At 69.4% G+C, this 20,501-nt stretch carries 17 protein-coding genes; 12 read left to right on the plus strand and 5 right to left on the minus strand.

The window, feature by feature from the left end; translation table 11 throughout:
• Positions 1–427: 427 nt before the first annotated feature.
• The gene (locus tag KF903_RS06585) at positions 428–2,089 is read left to right on the plus strand and encodes a hypothetical protein (protein ID WP_291212708.1); all 1,662 of its coding nucleotides are present in this window, start codon (positions 428–430) and stop codon (positions 2,087–2,089) included.
• A gap of 91 nt (positions 2,090–2,180) precedes the next feature.
• Here the strand turns inward: KF903_RS06585 and KF903_RS06590 are convergent, their stop codons facing one another.
• Positions 2,181–4,232, minus strand: a complete 2,052-nt coding sequence (locus KF903_RS06590) for a sodium-translocating pyrophosphatase (protein WP_291212711.1) — start codon at positions 4,230–4,232, stop codon at positions 2,181–2,183.
• A 191-nt stretch (positions 4,233–4,423) separates the two neighbouring features.
• Between KF903_RS06590 and KF903_RS06595 the strand changes: the two genes are divergently transcribed.
• From KF903_RS06595 to KF903_RS06610, 4 genes are all read left to right on the plus strand, one after another.
• A complete protein-coding gene (locus tag KF903_RS06595) occupies positions 4,424–5,665 on the plus strand; it encodes a M23 family metallopeptidase (protein ID WP_291212714.1) in 1,242 nt (413 codons plus the stop codon).
• Positions 5,666–5,685: 20 nt separating this feature from the next.
• Positions 5,686–6,192, plus strand: coding sequence for a DUF2165 domain-containing protein (locus KF903_RS06600; protein WP_291212717.1), 507 nt, complete (start codon positions 5,686–5,688; stop codon positions 6,190–6,192).
• A gap of 82 nt (positions 6,193–6,274) precedes the next feature.
• Positions 6,275–6,904, plus strand: a complete 630-nt coding sequence (locus KF903_RS06605) for a glutathione S-transferase family protein (RefSeq protein WP_291212720.1) — start codon at positions 6,275–6,277, stop codon at positions 6,902–6,904.
• Positions 6,905–7,624: 720 nt separating this feature from the next.
• The gene (locus KF903_RS06610; protein WP_291212723.1) at positions 7,625–9,631 is read left to right on the plus strand and encodes an autotransporter domain-containing protein; all 2,007 of its coding nucleotides are present in this window, start codon (positions 7,625–7,627) and stop codon (positions 9,629–9,631) included.
• A 14-nt stretch (positions 9,632–9,645) separates the two neighbouring features.
• Here the strand turns inward: KF903_RS06610 and KF903_RS06615 are convergent, their stop codons facing one another.
• Positions 9,646–10,905 carry a 6-phosphofructokinase gene (locus KF903_RS06615; protein ID WP_291212726.1) on the minus strand — a complete coding sequence of 420 codons (1,260 nt, stop codon included), beginning with the start codon at positions 10,903–10,905 and terminating at the stop codon, positions 9,646–9,648.
• Between the two features lie 138 nt (positions 10,906–11,043).
• On the opposite strand from KF903_RS06615, the gene KF903_RS06620 reads away from it, so the two are divergent.
• The 4 genes from KF903_RS06620 (at position 11,044) to KF903_RS06635 (ending at position 14,268) form a co-directional block, all read left to right on the plus strand.
• Positions 11,044–11,619 (plus strand): adenylate kinase, encoded by a 576-nt coding sequence (locus tag KF903_RS06620; RefSeq protein WP_291212729.1) that lies wholly within the window; start codon positions 11,044–11,046, stop codon positions 11,617–11,619.
• Between the two features lie 20 nt (positions 11,620–11,639).
• Positions 11,640–12,188, plus strand: a complete 549-nt coding sequence (locus tag KF903_RS06625) for a hypothetical protein (protein ID WP_291212732.1) — start codon at positions 11,640–11,642, stop codon at positions 12,186–12,188.
• Between the two features lie 81 nt (positions 12,189–12,269).
• Positions 12,270–13,640, plus strand: a complete 1,371-nt coding sequence (gene mpl, locus KF903_RS06630; RefSeq protein ID WP_291212735.1) for a UDP-N-acetylmuramate:L-alanyl-gamma-D-glutamyl-meso-diaminopimelate ligase — start codon at positions 12,270–12,272, stop codon at positions 13,638–13,640.
• Positions 13,641–13,677: 37 nt separating this feature from the next.
• Positions 13,678–14,268 carry an LON peptidase substrate-binding domain-containing protein gene (locus KF903_RS06635; RefSeq protein WP_291212738.1) on the plus strand — a complete coding sequence of 197 codons (591 nt, stop codon included), beginning with the start codon at positions 13,678–13,680 and terminating at the stop codon, positions 14,266–14,268.
• 49 nt (positions 14,269–14,317) lie between these two features.
• Here the strand turns inward: KF903_RS06635 and KF903_RS06640 are convergent, their stop codons facing one another.
• Positions 14,318–16,186 carry a peptidoglycan recognition family protein gene (locus tag KF903_RS06640; RefSeq protein WP_291212741.1) on the minus strand — a complete coding sequence of 623 codons (1,869 nt, stop codon included), beginning with the start codon at positions 16,184–16,186 and terminating at the stop codon, positions 14,318–14,320.
• Positions 16,187–16,424: 238 nt separating this feature from the next.
• On the opposite strand from KF903_RS06640, the gene KF903_RS06645 reads away from it, so the two are divergent.
• Positions 16,425–16,847: a VOC family protein gene (locus KF903_RS06645; RefSeq protein ID WP_291212744.1), complete on the plus strand. Its 423-nt coding sequence runs from the start codon at positions 16,425–16,427 to the stop codon at positions 16,845–16,847.
• 53 nt (positions 16,848–16,900) lie between these two features.
• Positions 16,901–18,115 (plus strand): acetylornithine/succinylornithine family transaminase, encoded by a 1,215-nt coding sequence (locus tag KF903_RS06650; RefSeq protein ID WP_291212747.1) that lies wholly within the window; start codon positions 16,901–16,903, stop codon positions 18,113–18,115.
• A 17-nt stretch (positions 18,116–18,132) separates the two neighbouring features.
• Here KF903_RS06650 and KF903_RS06655 read toward each other — a convergent pair whose 3' ends face one another.
• Positions 18,133–18,801, minus strand: a complete 669-nt coding sequence (locus tag KF903_RS06655) for a hypothetical protein (protein ID WP_291212749.1) — start codon at positions 18,799–18,801, stop codon at positions 18,133–18,135.
• Positions 18,798–19,460: a hypothetical protein gene (locus KF903_RS06660; RefSeq protein WP_291212752.1), complete on the minus strand. Its 663-nt coding sequence runs from the start codon at positions 19,458–19,460 to the stop codon at positions 18,798–18,800. The genes KF903_RS06655 and KF903_RS06660 overlap by 4 nt, the downstream gene beginning before the upstream one ends.
• A 221-nt stretch (positions 19,461–19,681) precedes the next feature.
• Here KF903_RS06660 and KF903_RS06665 point away from each other — a divergent pair, with 221 nt between their 5' ends.
• Positions 19,682–20,500, plus strand: a complete 819-nt coding sequence (locus KF903_RS06665) for an NAD(P)-dependent oxidoreductase (protein ID WP_291212755.1) — start codon at positions 19,682–19,684, stop codon at positions 20,498–20,500.
• The last annotated feature ends 1 nt before the right edge of the window (position 20,501 follow it).

Below are 20,501 nucleotides of genomic sequence, written 5' to 3' on the forward strand. Positions count from 1 at the left end.
TGCGAAGCCGCAGACAACGGGCGTTGTGTCGGCCGCAGGCGCGACCGTGAGGCGCCGGCCCGCATCATGCAGCGCAGCACGATGCTGCGGCAATTTGCCGCGAGAACCGACCGCGCCAAGCCGCCTCACCGATGCCGTCGTCGCGGTCGCTGCCGTCGCGGGACGCGACCGGGCTCGCGAACTGATTGTTCTGCTCGGCGAACGATCGCGCATGGCAGGCAACGTGCCAGATGAGCGCCCAGGATGTGCGCTGGGTCGCGACGAGCGCGATGCGTTGGCCCGATCATGCGGCGCAACGGGCCGGATCCGCGCCGCGCAGCCGTCGCGGCAATCGCGGCGCGGTCCCCCACGACCTGTCCACCAGCGGAGACGACCCATGCACGTTGCCACGGTTCGCCCATCGTGCCGAAGCATCATCTGGATCAGCATGATCGCGTTGCTGATCCCGGCCCTTGCATCCGCCTTCGACAGCGTGTTCCACGACGGCTTCGAGTTCCCGCCCAACCACGGCTCGCCGCTGGGCAGCAACCTCGACGGCGTGGTCGACTGGTCGACGAGCTACACCTTCGTCGACGCCATGAAGCAATCGCGTGACTGGATCACGCAGGACACCGACGGCGGCGTGTGGGATACGGGCGACGAGGCGTGCCTGGACCGCGACGACAACGGCTACCTGCGCTCGCTGGCACCGGTGCTGTCGAATCCAGGCTGCTCGTCGCCGAGCTACAACGCGGTCGCCACGCTGTTCTCGTTCGGCGATCTGGCCGGCCATTACCCAAGCGGTCGCTACATCGTCAGCTACGACGGCAACGCCACGATCAGCTATCACTTCGCGGCACAGAAGAACCTCGCGCTGTCGCAGCCGGGGCGCGACGTCGTCGATGTCGACGCGAGCCAGGGTGGCTGGATGATGCGACTGACCGCCATCGACACCGCCAATCCACCACGCGCGATCCATGTGTGGATGCCAGGCTTCGACGAGCACAGTGGCCCCGCGCAACTGTTCCATCCCGATTTCCTCGCGCTGGTGCGGAGAAACCGGGTGTTGCGCTTCATGGACTGGATGAACACCAACAACTCCGGGCAGCAGGAATTCGCCCAGCGCCCTCGCCTGGACGACGTCCGCTGGACCACCGGCGGCGGCGTGCCGCTGGAGATGATGGTCGAGCTGGCCAACCGCCTCGACGCCGACCCTTGGTTCACGATGCCGCATCGCGCCAGCGACGATTACCTGACACGGTTCGCCCAGCGCGTGCATGCCTTGCTGCAGACCAACCGCCGCGTCTACGTCGAGTACTCCAACGAGGTGTGGAACGGTCAGTTCACGCAGAGCGCCTATGCCGCGGCGATGGGCAGCGCCGCCTACGGCAACGTCGCCTCCGCCTACGAACGCCAACTGAGCTGGTACGGCCAACGCAGCGCGCAGACCTGCGAGCTGTGGAAGAGCGCCTGGGGCAGCCAGGCCAGCCGCATCACCTGCGTGCTCGGCGCCCAGGCCGCCAACGCATGGACGCAGCAGCAGGCCGCCGACTGTCCGCTGTGGACCGCCGGCGCGCCCTGCACCGCGCACGGCCTCGATGCGGTGGCCATCGCACCCTACATCGGCGGCTATCTCGGCAGCCCGTCGACCCAGGACACGGTCGCGGCCTGGTCACTCGACACGCTGTTCGACGAGCTGACGGTCGGCGGCGCGCTTGCCGGTGGCCCCGGCGGCGGCGCTCTCGCGCTGAGCGCTGGCTGGATCGACGCCCATCGCAGCGTCGCCGCAGCGCGCGGCCTGCATCTGGTGTCGTATGAAGGTGGCCAGCACCTGGTCGGCTACTCCGGCGCCGAGAACAACGCTGCCCTCACTGCGCTGTTCACAGGCGCCAACCGCGATGCGCGCATGGGCACCGTCTACGCAAGCCATCTCGCGCAGTGGCGCGACCATGGCGGCGAGCTGTTCATGCATTTCACCGCCTCGGGCGGTTACGACAAATGGGGCAGCTGGGGCGCGGTCGAATACATCGACACCCCCGCCACGCCCAAGCAACAGGCACTGCTGCAGTTCATCGCCGCCAATCCGTGCTGGTGGCCGGGCTGCGAGTGATTCGCCGCAGGCCGGCTGCGGGTGACGACGTCCCCAAACGACGACGGCGGCCATGCGGCCGCCGTCGAGGTTGGTTGCTGCGCGGCCTTGCTTACAGCAGCGGCACCAGCAGCAGGGCAACGATGTTGATGATCTTGATCAGCGGGTTCACGGCCGGGCCGGCCGTGTCCTTGTAGGGATCGCCGACCGTGTCACCGGTCACGGCCGCCTTGTGCGCGTCCGAACCCTTGCCGCCGAAGTTGCCGTCCTCGATGTATTTCTTGGCATTGTCCCAGGCGCCGCCGCCCGTCGTCATCGAGATCGCGACGAACAGACCGGTCACGATCGTGCCGATCAGCATGCCGCCGAGCGCCTGCACACCGGCCAGCGGGCCGCCGAGCCAGCGGAAACCGAACGCGACCACGATCGGCACCAGCACCGGCAGCAGCGAGGGAATCATCATTTCCTTGATCGCGGCCTTGGTCAGCAGGTCCACCGCCTTGTGGTACTGCGGCTTGCCCGAACCGTCCATGATGCCCTTGATCTCGCGGAACTGGCGGCGCACTTCCTCCACCACCGCGCCGGCCGCGCGGCCGACCGCCTCCATCGCCATCGCACCGAACAGGTACGGGATGAGGCCGCCGATCAGCAGGCCGATGATGACGTAATGGTTGGAGATGTCGAAGGTGTAGACCACGCCCGGGTGCTCGACGCCGAGCTTGTGCGTGTAGTCGGCGAACAGGACCAGCGCGGCGAGGCCGGCCGAACCGATCGCATAGCCCTTGGTCACGGCCTTGGTGGTGTTGCCGACCGCATCGAGCGGATCGGTGACGGCGCGCACCTCAGACGGCAGTTCGCTCATCTCGGCAATGCCACCGGCGTTGTCGGTGATCGGGCCGTAGGCGTCGAGCGCCACGATCATGCCCGTCATCGACAGCATCGAGGTTGCGGCGATCGCGATGCCATACAGTTCGGCCAGCTGGTAGGCGCCCCAGATCGCCGCACACACCGCCAGCACCGGCCACGCGGTCGACTTCATCGAGATGCCGATGCCGGCGATGATGTTGGTGGCGTGGCCCGTGGTCGAAGCCTTGGCCACGTGGCGCACCGGGCCGTATTCGGTTGCGGTGTAGTACTCGGTGATCACGACCATCGCGCCCGTCAGCAGCAGGCCGATCACGGCGCAGCCGAACACGTTCATGGCGCCGTAGGTGCTGCCGGCCATGAGCTGCTGGGTGACCGGGTAGAACGCGATCAGCGCGAGCACGCCCGACACGATCACGCCCTTGTACAGCGCGTTCATGATCTTGCCGCCCGAATGCTTGACGAAGAAGGTGCCGATGATCGAGGCGATGATCGACACGCCGCCGATCACGAGCGGATACAACACGCCGTGCGGGCCGGCCTGCGCGGGCATGACGCCGCCGAGCAGCATCGTCGCCACCAGCGTCACCGCATAGGTCTCGAACAGGTCGGCCGCCATGCCGGCGCAGTCGCCCACGTTGTCGCCCACGTTGTCGGCGATCACGGCCGGGTTGCGCGGATCATCTTCCGGGATGCCGGCCTCGACCTTGCCGACGAGGTCGGCGCCGACGTCGGCACCCTTGGTGAAGATGCCGCCGCCCAGGCGCGCGAAGATCGAGATCAGCGACGAGCCGAAGGCCAGGCCGACCAGCGCATGCAGCGCCTTGTCGGGCGTGCTGCCGGTCTGCAGCAGGGCGACGTAGTAGCCCGCCACGCCGAGCAGGGCGAGGCCGACCACGAGCATGCCGGTGATCGCACCACCGCGGAACGCCACCGCGAGCGCAGCCGGGATGCCACTACGCGCGGCCTCGGCCGTGCGCACGTTGGCGCGCACCGAGATGTTCATGCCGATGTAGCCGGTCAGGCCCGACAGCACGGCGCCGAGCGCGAAGCCGATCGCAGTCGGCCAGTCGAGCGCGACGCCGATGACGACCAGCAGGATCACGCCGACCAGCGCGATCGTGCGGTACTGGCGGTTGAGATAGGCGCGCGCGCCTTCCTGGATCGCCGCAGCGATCTCCTGCATGCGCGGATTGCCGGCGGGCTTGGCCAGGATCCAGCGGATCGACCAGGCGCCGTAGACGATCGCGAGCACGGCGCAGCCGAGCGCGATCCAAAGACCGTATTGACTGAAGAACATCGACTTCCCCTTGGAGGCAAGGTGGTTGGAACGGCGGGAATGCAAGGCAAAACGGGCCGATTATAACGGTCGCGGCGCCGTGCTGCAGCGCGCCGGGCGGCCGGCTTGCCGACCGCCACCTGCGCCGCACATGATCCGTACCGGCGCACTACCGCGCGTACTTGCACAATCCCGTCCGAGCGAGTGTCCTCATGCCTCCCAACGCGCCGCCCGCCCTGCCCTTCAGCCTGCTCGGCCTCGCGCTGGCCGCAGCCGCCGCCCACGCCGGCGACCTCACGCTCAAGGTGCACGATCGCCTCGCCGTACTGCCCACGCCAAGCGGTCGCGTGCTCGTGCATGAACTGGACCTGCGCAACGCCGGCGCAGCCTGCGCGCGCATCGTCGATGTGCGCCTCAGCAGCGCTGGGCAGTTGCTGCGCCGCTACCAGGCCGGCGCGATCGCCGCCAACACGCTCGCCTACGATGCGCGGATGAATCCGCTGCCCAATCCCGCGCCTGGGCAGGCCACGCCACACGCGGTCGAGTTGCCACCCGGCGGCGGCGCGGTGGTCTACTTCTTCCTCGTCCTCGACAACAACCTGCCGCTGCCCGACCGCCTGCACCACGAAGTCGACAGCACGGCCTGCAGCAACGCCGCGTCCGCGCGCAGCACCGCCAGCACCGACACCCCGGTCTCGCACGCGGCGCCGGTGATGGTCGGCCTGCCGTTCCGCGGCACGGGCTGGGTCGCGGGCGATTCGGCCAACGACTTCGGCGTCCATCGGCGCACGCTGATTCCCGAACGCGACGCCGCCGGCAACGCGATCGTCGGCGTCTACCATGCACCCGAGCGCTATGCGATCGACTGGGTCAAGGTCGATGCCGACGCCCATCGTGCGATCGGTCCGCTCGACCGCAACGCGAGCTACCTCGCCTGGGGCGAGGAGATCATCGCGGTGGCCGATGGCACGATCACGAACCTGCGCGACGGCATGGCCGAGGGGACACCGCCCAACAACCCGCCCAACCCGACCGTGGAGATGGCGGCCGGCAACTACCTCATGCAGGACATCGGCGGTGGCCATTACGCGTTCTACGCCCACCTGCAGCCCGGCAGCCTGCGCGTGCGCCTCGGCGAGCGCGTGCGGCGCGGCCAGGTCATCGCCCTGCTCGGCAACAGCGGCAATTCCAGCGAGGCACACCTGCACTTCCACGTCTCCGACGCCAACGACCCGCTCATGTCCGAAGGCGTGCCCTACGTGTTCGACCGCTACGCGCTGACCGGCCTGGCCGGCGGTTTCGACGACGCCAACGGCCTGTTCGACGACCTCGCCCTGCACGCGCCCTCGCCGCGCTTCGCGCTGATTCCGGCGAGCTATGCGGTGCTCGATGCCGACGCCGCGCCCAGCGCGGTGGCCGCCTGGGCGTTCCCGATCCAATATCCGTCGCAGTAGCGATCTTGCCGGAGAGCGCCATGCCGCTGCTGCGCCTGTCCAAGATCCTCACCGTCGCCGCGGTCGCGCTGTATGCCAGCCTGGTCGCCTTCGGCAACCTCACCGACTACGGCAGCAACCTCGCCTTCGTGCAGCATGTGCTGGCGATGGACAGCGTGTTTCCCGACAGCACGACCCGCTGGCGCGCGATCACCGATCCCGCCGTGCAGCACCTCGCCTACGCGCTCATCATCGCCAGCGAGACCGCCACCGCGTTGTTGTGCTGGTTTGGCGCCGCGCGACTGTGGCGACGGCGCCATGCGCCCGCCAACGAGTTCCAGCGCGCCAAGTCAGTGGCGATCGGCGGCCTCACGCTCGGCTTCCTCGTGTGGCAGGTCGGCTTCATGACGATCGGTGGCGAATGGTTCGGGATGTGGATGTCGACGCAGTGGAACGGCCTGGAAACCGCATTCCGCTGCTTCATGCTGATCCTGGTCACGCTCGTGTTCGTCGCCGCGCGCGACGAGGAGCTGCCGCCGCGGGCGTGAATCACGCACCGACGCGATCATGCGTGCCGGCGCTGCCGCGGCATGGCACGATAAGCGTCTTCGCCGCCACCGGGCCATCGCCATGTACACGCTCTACTACTCGCCCGGTTCGGCCAATCTCGTGGTGCACCTGGCGCTGCTCGAAATCGGCGCGCCCCACCAACTCGAGCGCGTCGACATCAGCAAGGGCGAGAACCGCAGCGCGCAGTACCTCGCGATCAACCCGAGCGGCATCGTGCCCACGCTCATCGTCGACGGCCAACCGCACACCGAGGCCGCGGCGCTGGCGATGCTGCTGGCCGAACGCCATCCCGCAGCGGGGCTTGCGCCAGCGCCGGGCAGTGCGGGACGCGCCGACTATCTGCAATGGATGTTCTACCTCGCCAACACGCTGCAGCCGCTGTTCCGGCAGTGGTTCTTCCCCACCGACCACCTGCCCGCCGCAGCCGACACGATCAAGGAAGCCGCCCGCATCGGTATCGAAAAATGCTGGGCCAAGCTCGATGCCCACCTCGCCGCGCACGGACCCCACGTGCTTGGCGATACCTTCAGTCTGGCCGACCTCTACGCGCTCATGCTCATGCGCTGGTCGCGCAACATGCCGCGCCCGGCCACCGGCTGGCCCGCGATCGCCGCACTCGCCACCCGCCTCAAGGCCCGTCCGTCGTGGCCGCGCGTCAATGCCGCCGAAGAGCTGACCGAGTGGCCGTGAGCCCGGCCATGCGACGCTGATCGAGACAGCACCGACCACGATCAGGACGTCCGGCGCGCGGGCCGGACTGTCGACCACGCGCATTGCGCATGGCAACCGCGTCATGACCTGGCCACGCACCGTGGCATCGCTCGGCTGGCTCCTCAATCTTGTGGATTCGCCGCAACCGGCCGCTCTGCACAATCGCCGCTGACGAAGCATCGCCCTGCCTGCAGGCACGTGGCCGGCCCGCGCAGCGCCACGAGCAGCACCCGACGCCCGCGCGCGGACATGCGCATCGCCGGCAAGTCGGTGCAGTGCGCGGCTTTGCTTTGCCGCTGCGCAGGCCCACGCGACCTCTCGAGAACACAGGTGCATCCCATCCTTTTTTCGCTTCGACCGGGTGCAACGGCGTCACTGCTGCAGTGGCGGGCCGGAGCCGGCCCAGTCACCGGCAGCAATGAACGGGCCGCGGCGCAGGTCGGACCAGCCTTCGGCGTTCCCGTCGCGAGCGCATCGACAACGGCGGCATCGGTCAGCAGGAACCGACCGGGCGCCACGGCGGCCATCGCCGGCATGATCCACGCCACGGTATTGCGGCCCGCACCACGCGACGCAACACCCGGCGGCGCAGCGCCGATCGGGCCTGCCTGCCATGACCACGGCCAGCAAGCTGCGCCGGCTGCGCGCCGCTGCGACCGCACCCGGCATCCTCAGCGCGCACTCGTCCTGCTGTCGACGTTGCTGCTGTGGCTGCTGGCGATGCCGGTCGCGTTGGCGCAGTCGCTGCAGATCCGCATCAGCGAGCCTGCCGATGGCGCCGTGATCCACGCCCATGGCGCGGCCGACATCGCGCTCGAAGCGAGCGTCACCGGAACCTTGTCCAGTTACGTCACGGCGGTGGAGTACTTCGTCGACGGCGTATCGATCGGCTACGGCGATGGCGCACCCGACCATGGCTTCGTATGGCGCAACGTTGCACCGGGCCACTACTCGATCCAGGCCCAGGTGAGGGCCGGGATTCCGCTCGTGCCGCCAGGCTACGTCGCCGATTCGCCACCGGTTCGGATCGAGGTGCGCGCACCGCTGGTCCACCCGGCCCTCGACCCCAACGGACCACCCCTGCAGTTCACGCCGGGAGTCGAGGCCAGCGTCGGCGTCGTCGCCGTCGATGAGCTGGACCACCGGATCGCGGGCGCAGCGCTGTCGTGGAGTGTCGAGACAGTCGGCAAGTTGCGCGCCAAGGCCGCTTGCAGCGAGACCGACGCACCCGACCACGGCCAATTCACCACGGGCGCCGACGGCACGGCACGGCTGCGGTTCACGCCCGGCTGCGCGAGCGCCAACCGCCTGGTCGTGATCAGGTCAACGCAAGGCGCCGCACCGCCACTGCAGCTCACGCTGCGTGGTCCCGACGATCGCGCGGGCGCGATCCGACTGGCCGCCAATGAGTCGGTGCTGGTGCTGCCGCCGGCCAGCACGACAGCGGTCACCTACACCGTGGTCGACGCGCAGGACTTGCCCGACCCCGGCGCAACCATTCAACTGAGCCTCGTACCGGCCACTGCGGGCACGATCGAGCCGAGCATCCGCGTCGGTGACGACGGTTCGGCCACCGCCCACCTCCGTCTGTCCGACGCCGCCACAACGGCGGTGCTCACCGCGTGCGTGCGCGGCAACACCGGTGTCTGTGTGCAGGTACCGGTACGCAGCAGCGAAGGCGCGATTGCCGTACCCGCCGCCGCCATCCTCGCGCCGATCGTGCAGCAGGCGCTCGATGCACCGGGTGTCCAATTCGACAACATCGGCCAACACCTGCGCCTGCTGCGTGGCGGCAACGCGGGCGCTCTCAGCAACGAGCTGACGATCAACACCGACAAGGGCAGCACCGGTGGCGGTGGTGCCGGCGACGCCGTTGCGGATGGTTCGCGCGTCACACTGTTTGCAGCGGGCAGCATCGATCTTGGCAAGCGTTCTGGCGCCCGCAGCGGCTTCGATGCGACGACCCGTGGACTCACGCTCGGAGTCGACCTGCGCGTCAAGCCGGGGCTGGTGGTGGGTGCAGCGCTGGGTGGCCTGCGCGCACATGCCAGCGCCGCGGCCGGCGTCGACTTGCACGCCGGCGGCCTGAGTGGCTCGCTCTACGCCCAATGGCTGCCCACCGAACGCGCCTACCTCAGCGCCGCGCTCAACATCGGTGGCGAGGATTTCGACGTGACGCGGCCGGCGTGTGGCACGCAGTTGACCGCCGCCACCGACAGCAGCCACCGCGCGCTGGCGCTCGAAGCCGGCTATTCGATGGCCGCCGCGACGGTTCGATTCACGCCCTACGTCCGCTACCAGCACGTGCGCGCCGATCTCGATGCATGGGTCGAGCGTGGCACCTGTCTCGACGCGCTGTCGATCAGCGCCGCATCGCTGCGGCGCTCGCTGTTCGCCGGCGGCGCATCGTTGGGCCGTGCCTTCAGCACCCGCAGTGGCGTATGGACACCCGAACTGGCGCTGGAGTACACCTCGCAGGCCGAGCACCATGACGCGATCTACGCACGCTTGCTGGCGCGCGGCCCGAACGTCCCGGTGCAACTGGCCAAGGTCGACCGCCGCTACGGCGTCGCGCGTCTGTCGCTGAGCTGGATGACCTCGATGCAGGCGCACCCGCTGTCGGCCTTCATCGGCTTCGACACCGACATCGGTCGCAGCGACTACGACAGCCGCACCTTCATGCTCGGCCTGCGCATCCCGTTCTGAATGTGCCGGCGCGTTCAATCGGCGATTGCGTAGGGCGCGAGCTTGCGCCGCACCAGCACCTTGTCGAGCCGCACGTAGTCGGGCAGGCCGTCGCGGCGGTAGGGCGGTGCGTCCTCGCCGCGGATCAGCGGCTCGAGATAGCGCCGCGCGGCGGCGGTGATGCCGTAGCCGTCGCGCGTGATGTAACCCTTGGGCAGCTTCTTCTCGCGGTTGGCGATGCGCGCCAGCGGTGCCGCCTCGATCTTCCAGCGGTACGGCGATTCGGATGTGCGCACGATCACGGGCATGACGGCGTTGCGGCCCGCGAGCGCGTATTCGACCGCAGCCTTGCCCACCGCCCAGGCCTGTTCGGCGTCGGTCCTGGAGGCGATGTGGCGCGCCGACCGCTGCAGGTAGTCGGGCAGTGCCCAGTGGCACTTGTAGCCGAGCCGGGCCTTGACCAGGCTCGCCAGCACCGGCGCCACACCGCCGAGCTGGTGGTGGCCGAAGGCATCGCTGGTGCCGGCCTCGGCCAGGAACTGGCCGGCCGCGTTGCGCAGGCCCTCGGAGGCGACCACGGCGCAGTAGCCGACCTTGGCGACGGTCGCCTTGACGCGCGCGAGGAAGGCGGCCTCGTCGAAGGCCACTTCGGGAAACAGGATCAGATGCGGCGGCTCGCCGACCTTGCGCGCGGCGAGCCCGGCAGCGGCCGCGATCCAGCCGGCGTGGCGGCCCATGACCTCGATGATGAACACCTTGGTCGACGATGCACTCATCGACTCGACGTCGAGGCCGGCCTCGGCGACCGCCACCGCGGTGTACTTGGCGACCGAACCGAAGCCGGGGCAGCAGTCGGTGACGGCAAGGTCGTTGTCGACGGTCTTGGGCACGCCGACCACGGTCAGCGGGTAGCCCATTTCGTGGCCAACCTGCGAGATCTTGAGCGCGGTATCGGCCGAATCGTTGCCGCCGTTGTAGAGGAACCAGCGGATGTCGTGGGCGCGGCACACCGCGATGAGGCGCTCGTATTCGGCGCGACTGTCCGCGATCGACTTGAGCTTGTAGCGACATGAGCCGAACGCCCCACCGGGCGTGTGGCGCAGCGCGCGCAGCGCCGCGGCACTCTCGCGCGTGGTGTCGATGAGTTCCTCGCGCAGCGCGCCGATGATGCCGTTGCGCGCAGCCAGCACCGGCACCTTGCGCCGGCGCGCGGTATCGATGATCGCGGCGGCGGTGGCATTGATGACGGCGGTGACGCCGCCCGATTGCGCATACAGCAGTCGGCCTTGGCTCATGGCAGGAAGTCCTTGGGTCGGTTTCACGCGCGGTTTGACACCTTTGGGGCCAACCGCTAGCGTTTCGTGGGTCGCCGGCGCCGCGGGGCGCGGCGCGTCCTCCATAGTATGCAGCGCGCTGCGCAGCCACGGATCAACATGCGACTCGTTCTACTCGGTGCACCCGGCTCGGGCAAGGGCACGCAGGCCGAACGCCTCAAGCAGCAACTGGCGATTCCGCACATCTCCACCGGCGACCTGCTGCGCGCAGCGGTCAGGGCCGGCACGCCGCTCGGCCTCAAGGCCAAGGCGGTGATGGACGCCGGCCAGCTCGTCTCCGACGACATCGTGCTCGGCATGCTGGAGGAACGCCTGCGCCAGCCCGATGCGGCCAGCGGCTTCATCCTCGACGGCTATCCGCGCAATCTTGCCCAATGCGCCGCGCTGCAGGCCCTGCTCGAGCGCCTCGGCCAGCCGCTCGATGTCGCGATCAAGCTCGACGTGCCGAGCGAGCTCATCGTCGAACGCATTGCCGGCCGCGCCGCCAAGGAAGGGCGCAAGGACGACACGCCCGAGACCGTGCGCGAGCGCCTGCGCGTGTACGCCGAGCAGACCGAACCGGTGGCAAGTTACTTCGAGCGCATCGGCAAGCTGCGCTGCGTCGACGGCGTTGGCGAACTCGAGGACATCTCGCGCCGCGTGCTGGCCGCGCTGCCGCAGACCCTCACCGCCTGAGCCGGCACGCGGCACGCGCGATGAACGAGCCCGCCCCGCGCCGGCCCGACCTGTCCGCACAGGTGCTGGCGCTGTGCCGCCTGCGTGGCGGGCCGCAGGACCTGCCCTGGTCGCCGGCGCTGCTGGGCGTGCTGTTCGTGGCCGCCACCGCACTCGACGTTGCGGTGGGCGACCTGCTCGACCGCGACGATCGCGCACTGGCGCGTTCGCTGCTGTCCTCGCTCGTGATCCTCGGCCTGTGCTGGGTCGCGCTGGCCGTGCGCAGCCATCGCAACCGTTTCGTGCAGACCGCCACCGCAATCATCGCCACCGGCATCGTGTTCACGCTGCTGCAGGGCGCGCTGCTGTGGTTCGGCGGCGTGCCACCGGGCGCGACCACCGCCGCGCTCACCACCACGCAATCGCTGGTGGCCTGGTCGCTGTTCGCGATCTTCCTGTGGCAGGTCGCGGTCACCGCGCACATCGTGCGCCATGCCGTCGACCTGAGCGCGGGCTTTGCCCTGACCCTCGTCATCATCTGGATCGTGGCCTGGTGGGCGCTGGAGCAGGCCGTGTTCGGCGCACGCTGAGCACCGCGCCGCGCCTGCGGCGGGTGTCGACCGGCGCCGCGCGTGCCATCATCGCGCCCATCCCATTTCCCCGGTTCCTGCATGCGACTGCACATCCTCGGCATCTGCGGCACCTTCATGGGCGGCATCGCCGCGCTCGCGCGCGAGCTCGGCCATACGGTCGAAGGCAGTGATGCGAACGTCTATCCGCCGATGTCGACCCAGCTCGAACAGCTCGGCATCAGCTTGCGTCAGGGCTATCGCGCGGAGCATCTGCTGCCGGCGCCCGACCGCGTCGTCGTCGGCAACGCGCTGTCGCGCGGCAACCCGGCCGTCGAATACCTGCTCGACGAGCGCCTGCCCTACGTCTCGGGCCCGCAGTGGCTCGGCGAGAGCCTGCTGACGCAGCGCCGCGTGCTGGCCGTGGCCGGCACCCATGGCAAGACCACGACCACCTCGCTGCTGGCCTGGATCCTCGACGCCGCCGGCCGCGCGCCGGGCTTCCTCGTCGGCGGCGTGCCGGCCAACTTCGGGGTATCGGCGCGCCTGGGTGGCGCCGACGGCGGCGACTTCGTGATCGAAGCCGACGAATACGACACCGCGTTCTTCGACAAGCGCAGCAAGTTCCTGCACTACCACCCGCAGATCGCGATCCTCAACAACCTCGAATACGACCACGCCGACATCTTCCCCGACCTCGCCGCGATCCAGCGCCAGTTCCACCATCTCGTGCGCATCGTGCCGCGCAATGGCCGGCTCATCGTCAATGCCGAAGACGAGGCGCTGGCGCAGGTGCTGGCACAAGGCTGCTGGACGCCGGTCGAGAGCTTCGGCATCGATGCCGGTGACTGGCGCGCGCGGCTCGGTGCCGCCGATGGCAGCACGTTCGAGGTCAGCCATCGTGGCCGCGCCCTGGGCCAGGCGCGCTGGGCACTGAGCGGACGCCACAACGTGATGAATGCGCTGGCCGCCATCGCGGCCGCGCATGCGGCGGGCGTCGCTCCGGCCACCGCGATCGCGGCGCTGGCCAGCTTCCGCAACGTTGCCCGCCGCATGGAACTCATCGCGCAGCAGCGCGGCATCCACGTCTACGACGACTTCGCCCATCACCCCACCGCGATCGCGACCACGCTCGCGGGCCTGCGCGCCCGGGTCGGCGAGGCGCGCATCCTGGTGGCGATGGAGCCACGCTCCAACTCGATGCGGATGGGCGCGCACGCCGTCGACCTCGCCCCCTCGCTCGCCGACGCCGATGCGGTGGTGTTGCTGCAACGGCCCGAGCTGGCCTGGGACGCGGACGCGGTGATCGCGGCGCTCGGCGGCCGTGGCCGCAGCGCGCCCAGCGTCGAGGCGCTCCTCGCGGACTTGCTCGCCCAGGTGCACGCGGGTGACCACGTCGTGTTCATGTCCAACGGCGGTTTCGAGGCGGCGCCACGTCGTTTTGCCGCACAACTGGGCGCTGCCGCGCCATGACGGGCGCGCCGGCCCGACTCGCGCCGGGGCGGTGGCGGTGACCGGCGTCGAACTGCCGCTGTTCCCGCTCGCGGCGGTGCTGTTCCCGGGCGGCACCCTCGACCTGCGCATCTTCGAGCCACGCTACCTGGACCTCGTGCGCGACTGCGCGCGGCAGGACCGTGCGTTCGGCGTATGCCTGATCCTCGCCGGCACCGAAGCCGGTGCCGGCGCCGTGCCGGCCGCGATCGGCACGCTCGCGCGCATCGTCGATTTCCACACCTTGCCTGACGGCCTGCTCGGCATCCGCGTGCGCGGCGGCGGACGTTTCCACATCGGCGCGACGCGAGTGCGCGACAACGGTCTCGTGCTCGGCGACGCGCGGCTGTGGCCCGACGAGCCGACGCTGCCGGTGCCGCCCGAATACGGTCTGCTCGCGACGCTGCTCGAACGCCTGCTCGAGCGCATCGGCGGTGAAATGGCGCGCGTCGCGCGCCGCTGCTACGACGATGCGAGCTGGGTCGGCTTCCGCCTTGCCGAGCAGCTGCCGTTCACGCCCGGCGAGCAGCAGCAGCTGCTGCAACTGACCGACCCGCTCGAGCGGCTGGCGTGGCTCACGCGAGAACTGCCGCGCTTCCAGGACGGCTGAAGCGCGCTGGCCGCAGGCACATCGCCCACGGCCAGCGCACGGCGCCTGCTCAGTTCTTGACCTGCACGTCGTCGAGGTAGACGTACACGCTGTAACTGGTGTTGGCGTGGTAGAGCCAGACGGCATCGAGCGTGACGGTCGAGGCCGTGATCGCGCCATTGCCGCCGACCCATGCGTCCCACTGGCTGGCATCGGTCAGGCTCCACTCCAGCCAGGTCCAGCTGTTGGCCGGGATCGCGCGCGCGATCGACCGTTCGGTGCCATCGCTGTCATCCATGCCCAGCGCCGCGGACATGCCGCTGCCGCCCGCATAGACCCAGAATCCGACGCGGCCATTGGCGCGCGTGAGCTTGATGTTGGACGAAGGCGTGCCCGCACCCGACAGCAGGCGCACCGCCCACGGCGCGGTGGTGGCGGTGTTGTCGACGAGCTTGACCTGCAGCGAGCAGTTGCCGTTGCGGGACATCGAGCAATCGCGCAGCGCGGTCGAGCTGGCGGCGATGCCGGTGGTGCTGCCCGAGTAGCTCGGCGAGGTGGTGAAGTGCCCGACGCTGCTTTCGAACGTATCGAGCACCTTGGTGGTGCCGCTGCTGCCCGGATTGAGCAGGTCGTAGTAGCGCGACCAGTTCCAGTAGATGCCCGGATCGGTGTGGTCGTTGCCGCTGTAGTGCTGATGGCCCTTGATCTTGACGCTGGCCGGCAGCACCACGCTGCCACTGCTGGCGGCGCCGCGATAGGCCGAACTGCACGGGATCGTGCTGTACTTGCCGCAGAAGTTGCGCACCAGCGCGGCCGAGGCGTTGTACATCGCGGTGGTGTACCAGGAGCTGTTGCTGATGTAACCCTCGTGCTCGATGCCGAGCGTGTAGCTGTTGTGGCTGCGCACGTGCCAGGCGGTGTCGGCGTTGCGCACCATCTGCGTGACCTGGCCATCGGAGCTGCGGATCACGTAGTGCGCGCTGACCTGCGCGCTCGCATTCTTGAACCACGAGATCGTGCCGGCATAGCTGCCCTGGGTGGTGTGGATCGTCACCGCGCTGATCGCCGCGCTGCGACCTGAGCTGTAGTTGCTGCTCGAGGCCGCGCTCCAGATCGCCGGACCGTAGTCGGTGCTCAGCGGCGCCATGCCGGCGGCCGTGCTGCGCCCACCCTCGCCGGTTGCGACGATCGTCTCGCTGGTCGGGTCGATCGCATAGCCGGCCGCTTCGATGCGGTCGCCGGTCACGTCCAGGCGCACCATCGGCGCCCGCATCAGCGCCAGCGTGCGGATCGGGAATGCCTGCTCCCAGTGCACGGGCGTCTCGGGCACCAGCGCGCCCTTCTCGTTGATGCCGCGATCGAGCGTGAGCAGCACGTCGAACGCAAAGCTGTCGCGCGCGAAGTCATCGACCACGCCGCCCTTGGCGGGCGTGAACCCCGCGTAGCGCGCCAGCACGGGCGCGAGCGTGGCGACGTTGGCGTCGCTGTCGCGCTTGCCGGCGGCGTCGATCTCGCGTGCGAGCAGCGCCGCCGCACCGAGGATGTTGTAGCGATCGTCGCTGGCGATGCGGCTGGCCGGCACCCCCAGCAGGGCCGCGGCGTCGGCGAGCTGGTCGGCAAAGCCCTCGCCACCGTACAGGCCCATCACACCGTATGCGGTGGGCATGTGGTGGTGATTGTCGCCGGCGCGCGTCGGCGGCGCCGGCGACCAATGCGTCTGCGACCATGCGATCGCTTCGAGCATGCCCGCCGGAATCTGCCGATAGCGCGCCTGCGCCTCGGCGAACAGGGCCGGATAGGCGGCGCGCTGGGCAACCAGTTGGACTTCTTCGGCCTGCAGACGCGCAGCCAGCGCCGCATCGTCGCCTTGTGCAAAAGCCGGCGCCGCCAACGCGCAGGCCACCACCACCCCCACTGACAACAGGGTACGAACTCGCATGATTTTCTCCCCGAAACAGAATGACCCGATGTCGCTGCCGACCTCTCCCGCCGGCAGCGACCCTCGATGCTAACGGAGCACACCGGGCACGATGCACGCTGCGGCGCAGCGCAGCGGCCAGGCACAGCGCAAAGTTGGGACGCACGTCTCACTCGCGCCGGCCTGGCCGCGCCGGCGGCAGCCGGTTCGGCGGCTTGCGCGATAATGACGCTCCCATCCGCGCCGGAGCCCTGCCCGCATGCGCTACCTGCACACCATGATCCGCGTGCATGATCTCGATGCCACGCTGCGCTTCTTCTGCGATGGCCTGGGCCTGCGCGAGACGCGCCGCGTCGACAACGCAGCCGGCAAGTTCACGCTGGTGTTCCTGGCGGCCGCGGGTTCGCCCGAGGCCGAAATCGAGCTGACCCACAACTGGGGTTCGAGCGAGGACTACGGCAGCGCACGCAACTTCGGCCATCTCGCGTTCGCGGTCGACGACATCTATGCGAGCTGCGCCCGCCTGCAGGCGATGGGCGTGACGATCAACCGCCCGCCGCGCGACGGCCACATGGCCTTCGTGCGCTCGCCCGACCGCATCTCGATCGAGTTGTTGCAGGCCGGCGCGGCACTGCCGCCGCGCGAGCCGTGGGCCTCGATGCCCAACACCGGCAGCTGGTGAGCGGGCATCCGCCGGCCAGCGTCCCGTCACGACCGCCTCGCGCAGGATTGCCCATGGACACTTCCGATCTCGTCGCACTCGGCGCGCGCTACTGGCTGCCGGTCTACCAGCCGCGCGCGATCGTGCTCGAACGCGGCGCCGGCGCACGCGTGTGGGATCACGACGGGCGCGACTACATCGACCTCGCTGCCGGCATCGCCGTCACCAGCCTCGGCCATGGCGACCCCGATCTGCTGGCGGCACTCACCACACAGGCCGCCCGGCTCTGGCACGCCAGCAACGTGTTCTACACCGAACCGCCGCTGCGCCTGGCGCAGGAGTTGGCCACTGCGGCCGGCTTTGCCGAGCGCGTATTCCTGTGCAACTCGGGCACCGAAGCCAACGAGGCGGCGATCAAACTCGTGCGCAAATGGGCGGCGGCGCAAGGTCGTCCACCCGAGCGGCGCACGATCCTGAGCTTTCATGGCTCCTTCCACGGCCGCACGCTGGCGGCAGTGACGGCCACCGCGCAGCCCAAGTACCAGCAAGGCTACGAGCCGCTGCCAGCGGGCTTCCGTTACGCCGCCTTCAACGACATCGCGGCGGTCGAAGCGGCGTTCGCCGCGCGCGACATCGCCGCGGTGATGCTCGAACCCGTGCAGGGCGAAGGCGGTGTACTGCCGGCGGCGCCGGGCTTCCTGCGCGCGGTGCGCGCGCTGTGCGATGCGCACGGCGCCCTGCTCGTGGTCGACGAGATCCAGTGCGGCATGATGCGCACGGGCACGCTGTTCGCGCACACCCAGGACGAGGTGGTCCCCGACATCATGACGCTCGCCAAGGCGCTCGGCTGCGGCTTTCCGCTCGGCGCGCTGCTGGCCGGGCCGCGGGTCGCCGAGGTCATGCAGGTCGGCGCGCACGGCACGACGTTCGGCGGCAATCCACTCGGCGCCGCCGTCGCGCGCGTGGCGCTGCGCAAGCTCGCGCAACCGGCCGTTGCCGCCAATGTCGAGCGGCAGGCGCAGGCACTGCGCGAGGGACTGGCGAGGATCGATGGCGGTCGTGGCCTGTTCACGCAGCTGCGTGGTCGTGGGCTCATGCTCGGCGCCGTGCTCGGCGAGGCCTGGCGCGGCCGTGCCGGCGAGATTCTCGACCGCGCCGCCGCGCACGGCGTGCTGCTGCTGCAGGCCGGTCCCGATGTGCTGCGCCTGTTGCCGCCGCTGACGATCAGCGACGCCGAACTGGCCGAAGGTCTGCAACGGCTCGACGCGGCGCTGCGCACGGCGGCGTGACGGCGCCGCCGACGCGCTCAGGAACCGGCTTCGCCGGGATCGACCTTCGCCGCGCCGATGCGGAAACGGCACGACTTGCCGCCGTGGAGCAGGCACTCCACGTGCTCGATCGGGCGCCCGGTCGCGGTTTGCATGAAGGCCAGGTCGAATTGGCACACGTCGGGATGGGCCCTGGCCACGTCGTGGAACACGCAGTTGTAGGCTTCGACCTGGGTCTCGCCATCGTGGCGTGTGGTCGAGGCTTCGTAGCCGAGCGCATCGAGCTGATCGGCCAGCGATGCCGCCACCTCGTCGTGCGAACCGGTGTTGATGTGGCTGGCTGCGCGGGTGCCGAGTTCGCGACCGAGCCGCGCCAGGACCTCCTGCACCGCATCCTTGCCCGCGCTCTGGTACAGGCTTTCGATGATGCCGGTGGCGATGAGACCGTAGTTGCGCGCGAACAGCTCGCGTCCGGCCGGCGTGAGCACATAGCGCAGCTGCGGCCGGCCGCCGCTGGGCCTGGGCGCGCCGCGGCCAATGAAGCCCGCAAAAATCAGCGCGGTCAGGTGCTGCCTGACCGCGTTGTGGGTGATGCCGAGCGCATCACACAGGTCGTCGACGGTCAGGCCCTGCGGCGCTGCGAGCAGGCCGCGCAGCAGCTTCTGCTGCGTGCTGCCGAGCTGGCGCAGGGCGCTGACCTGGTTCATTCGGCCTTGGCCGGAAACTGCTTGGCGATGGCGTCGGACAAGGCGTCGGCCAACGTGTTCATGTGCGCCTGCATGTGGGTCCAGGTGGTTGCTTCGCCCTTGGCGTCGCCCCTCATGATCTGGCTGATCTGCGCCTCGTGGTCGCCGATGTGCATGATCATGAGGCCGCGCACGCCTTCCTCGGTGAGGTTGGGATTGGCGCCGGCCAGAAACTTGGCGATCGCGTCGGCGTTGGCGGTCAGATCCTGCATGGCCTTGTCGTGTGCAGCCGTGGCGCCAGCCTTCGCGGCATCGGTCATGGCCTTGACGCCGCTCCAATGTCCGGCCAGCAATTCAAGCATACCCTTGCCGGCCGCTTCGCCATAGAAGCCGGCGACCGCATTGGCGATCTCCTTGGCATTGGCGACGGTCGCATCGGCCGCCTTGGCCTCGGCCGCCTTGTCACCGGCCTTGACCGCCAACGCATAGGCTCGCGTGTTGTCGATGTGACCGCGCCACAGCGCGCGCATGGCGGCGTGCAGCTTGGGTGCGGCCACGGTCGCGGCAGCGCTCGCCGCGGCGGTGGTGGAGTGGGTGTCCTGTGCTTGCGCCAGCGGCGCCGCAGCCGAAAGGGAAAGGCCCAGCGCAACGGCGCAGGCCAACGTGAGCATCTTCATCATGAACTCCCTGTACGCCGTCGAATGGCGGCACCCGTGACTATCGAGTTGCTCCGTTACATATTCAATAGACCTATGTGCAAAGCTTCAGGTACCGTATCCAATCGCGCAGCAGCGAACCGCGGGCGATCGCTGCTGCGATGCACCCAGCGGTCGCAGGTGGTGGCGGAGCGATCGCCTGCACCTGCGTGGCGCCCACCCTTGTTCCCATCCGAGGCAGCATCATGGACACCCTGGCCGGCAAGACCCTGTTCATCACTGGCGCATCGCGCGGCATTGGCCTTGCGATCGCGCTGCGCGCCGCGCGCGATGGCGCCAACATCGTGATCGCGGCCAAGAGCACGGTACCCAACCCCAAGCTCCCGGGCACGATCCACAGCGCCGCCGCCGCGGTCGAAGCCGCCGGCGGCAAGGCGTTGGCCGTGCAGTGCGACATCCGCGACGAGGCGGCCGTGCAGGCCGCCGTTGCCGCCACGGTCGAGCGTTTCGGCGGATTGGACATCCTCGTCAACAACGCCAGCGCGATCTGGCTGGCCGGCACGCTCGCAACGCCGATGAAGCGCTTCGACCTCATGCAGCAGGTCAACGCGCGCGGCAGTTTCCTGTGCGCGCAGGTCTGCCTGCCGCATCTGCTCAAGGCCGCCAACCCGCACATCCTCACGCTGGCGCCGCCGCCATCGCTCGATCCCAAATGGTGGGCGCCGCACACGGGCTACACGCTGGCCAAGATGGGCATGAGCCTGGTCACGCTCGGCCTGGCCGCCGAGTTCGCCGCCAACGGCGTCGCGATCAACGCGCTGTGGCCACACACGATCATCGCCACCGATGCGCTCAACATGATCGCAGGCGTCGCGCGCGAGCGCTGCCGCCGGCCTGAAATCGTCGCCGACGCCGCCCACGCGATCCTCGTGCGTCCCGCCGGCAGCGCCAGCGGCCGCTTCTTCCTCGACGAGGACGTGCTGCGCGAAGCCGGTGTCAGCGACTTCAGCCGCTACGCGCTCGACCCGGCGCAACCACCGCTGCGCGATCTGTTCCTCGATTGAC

Origin of the sequence: Dokdonella sp., assembly GCF_019634845.1 — a bacterium.
In the GTDB taxonomy this organism is placed as follows: domain Bacteria; phylum Pseudomonadota; class Gammaproteobacteria; order Xanthomonadales; family Rhodanobacteraceae; genus Dokdonella_A.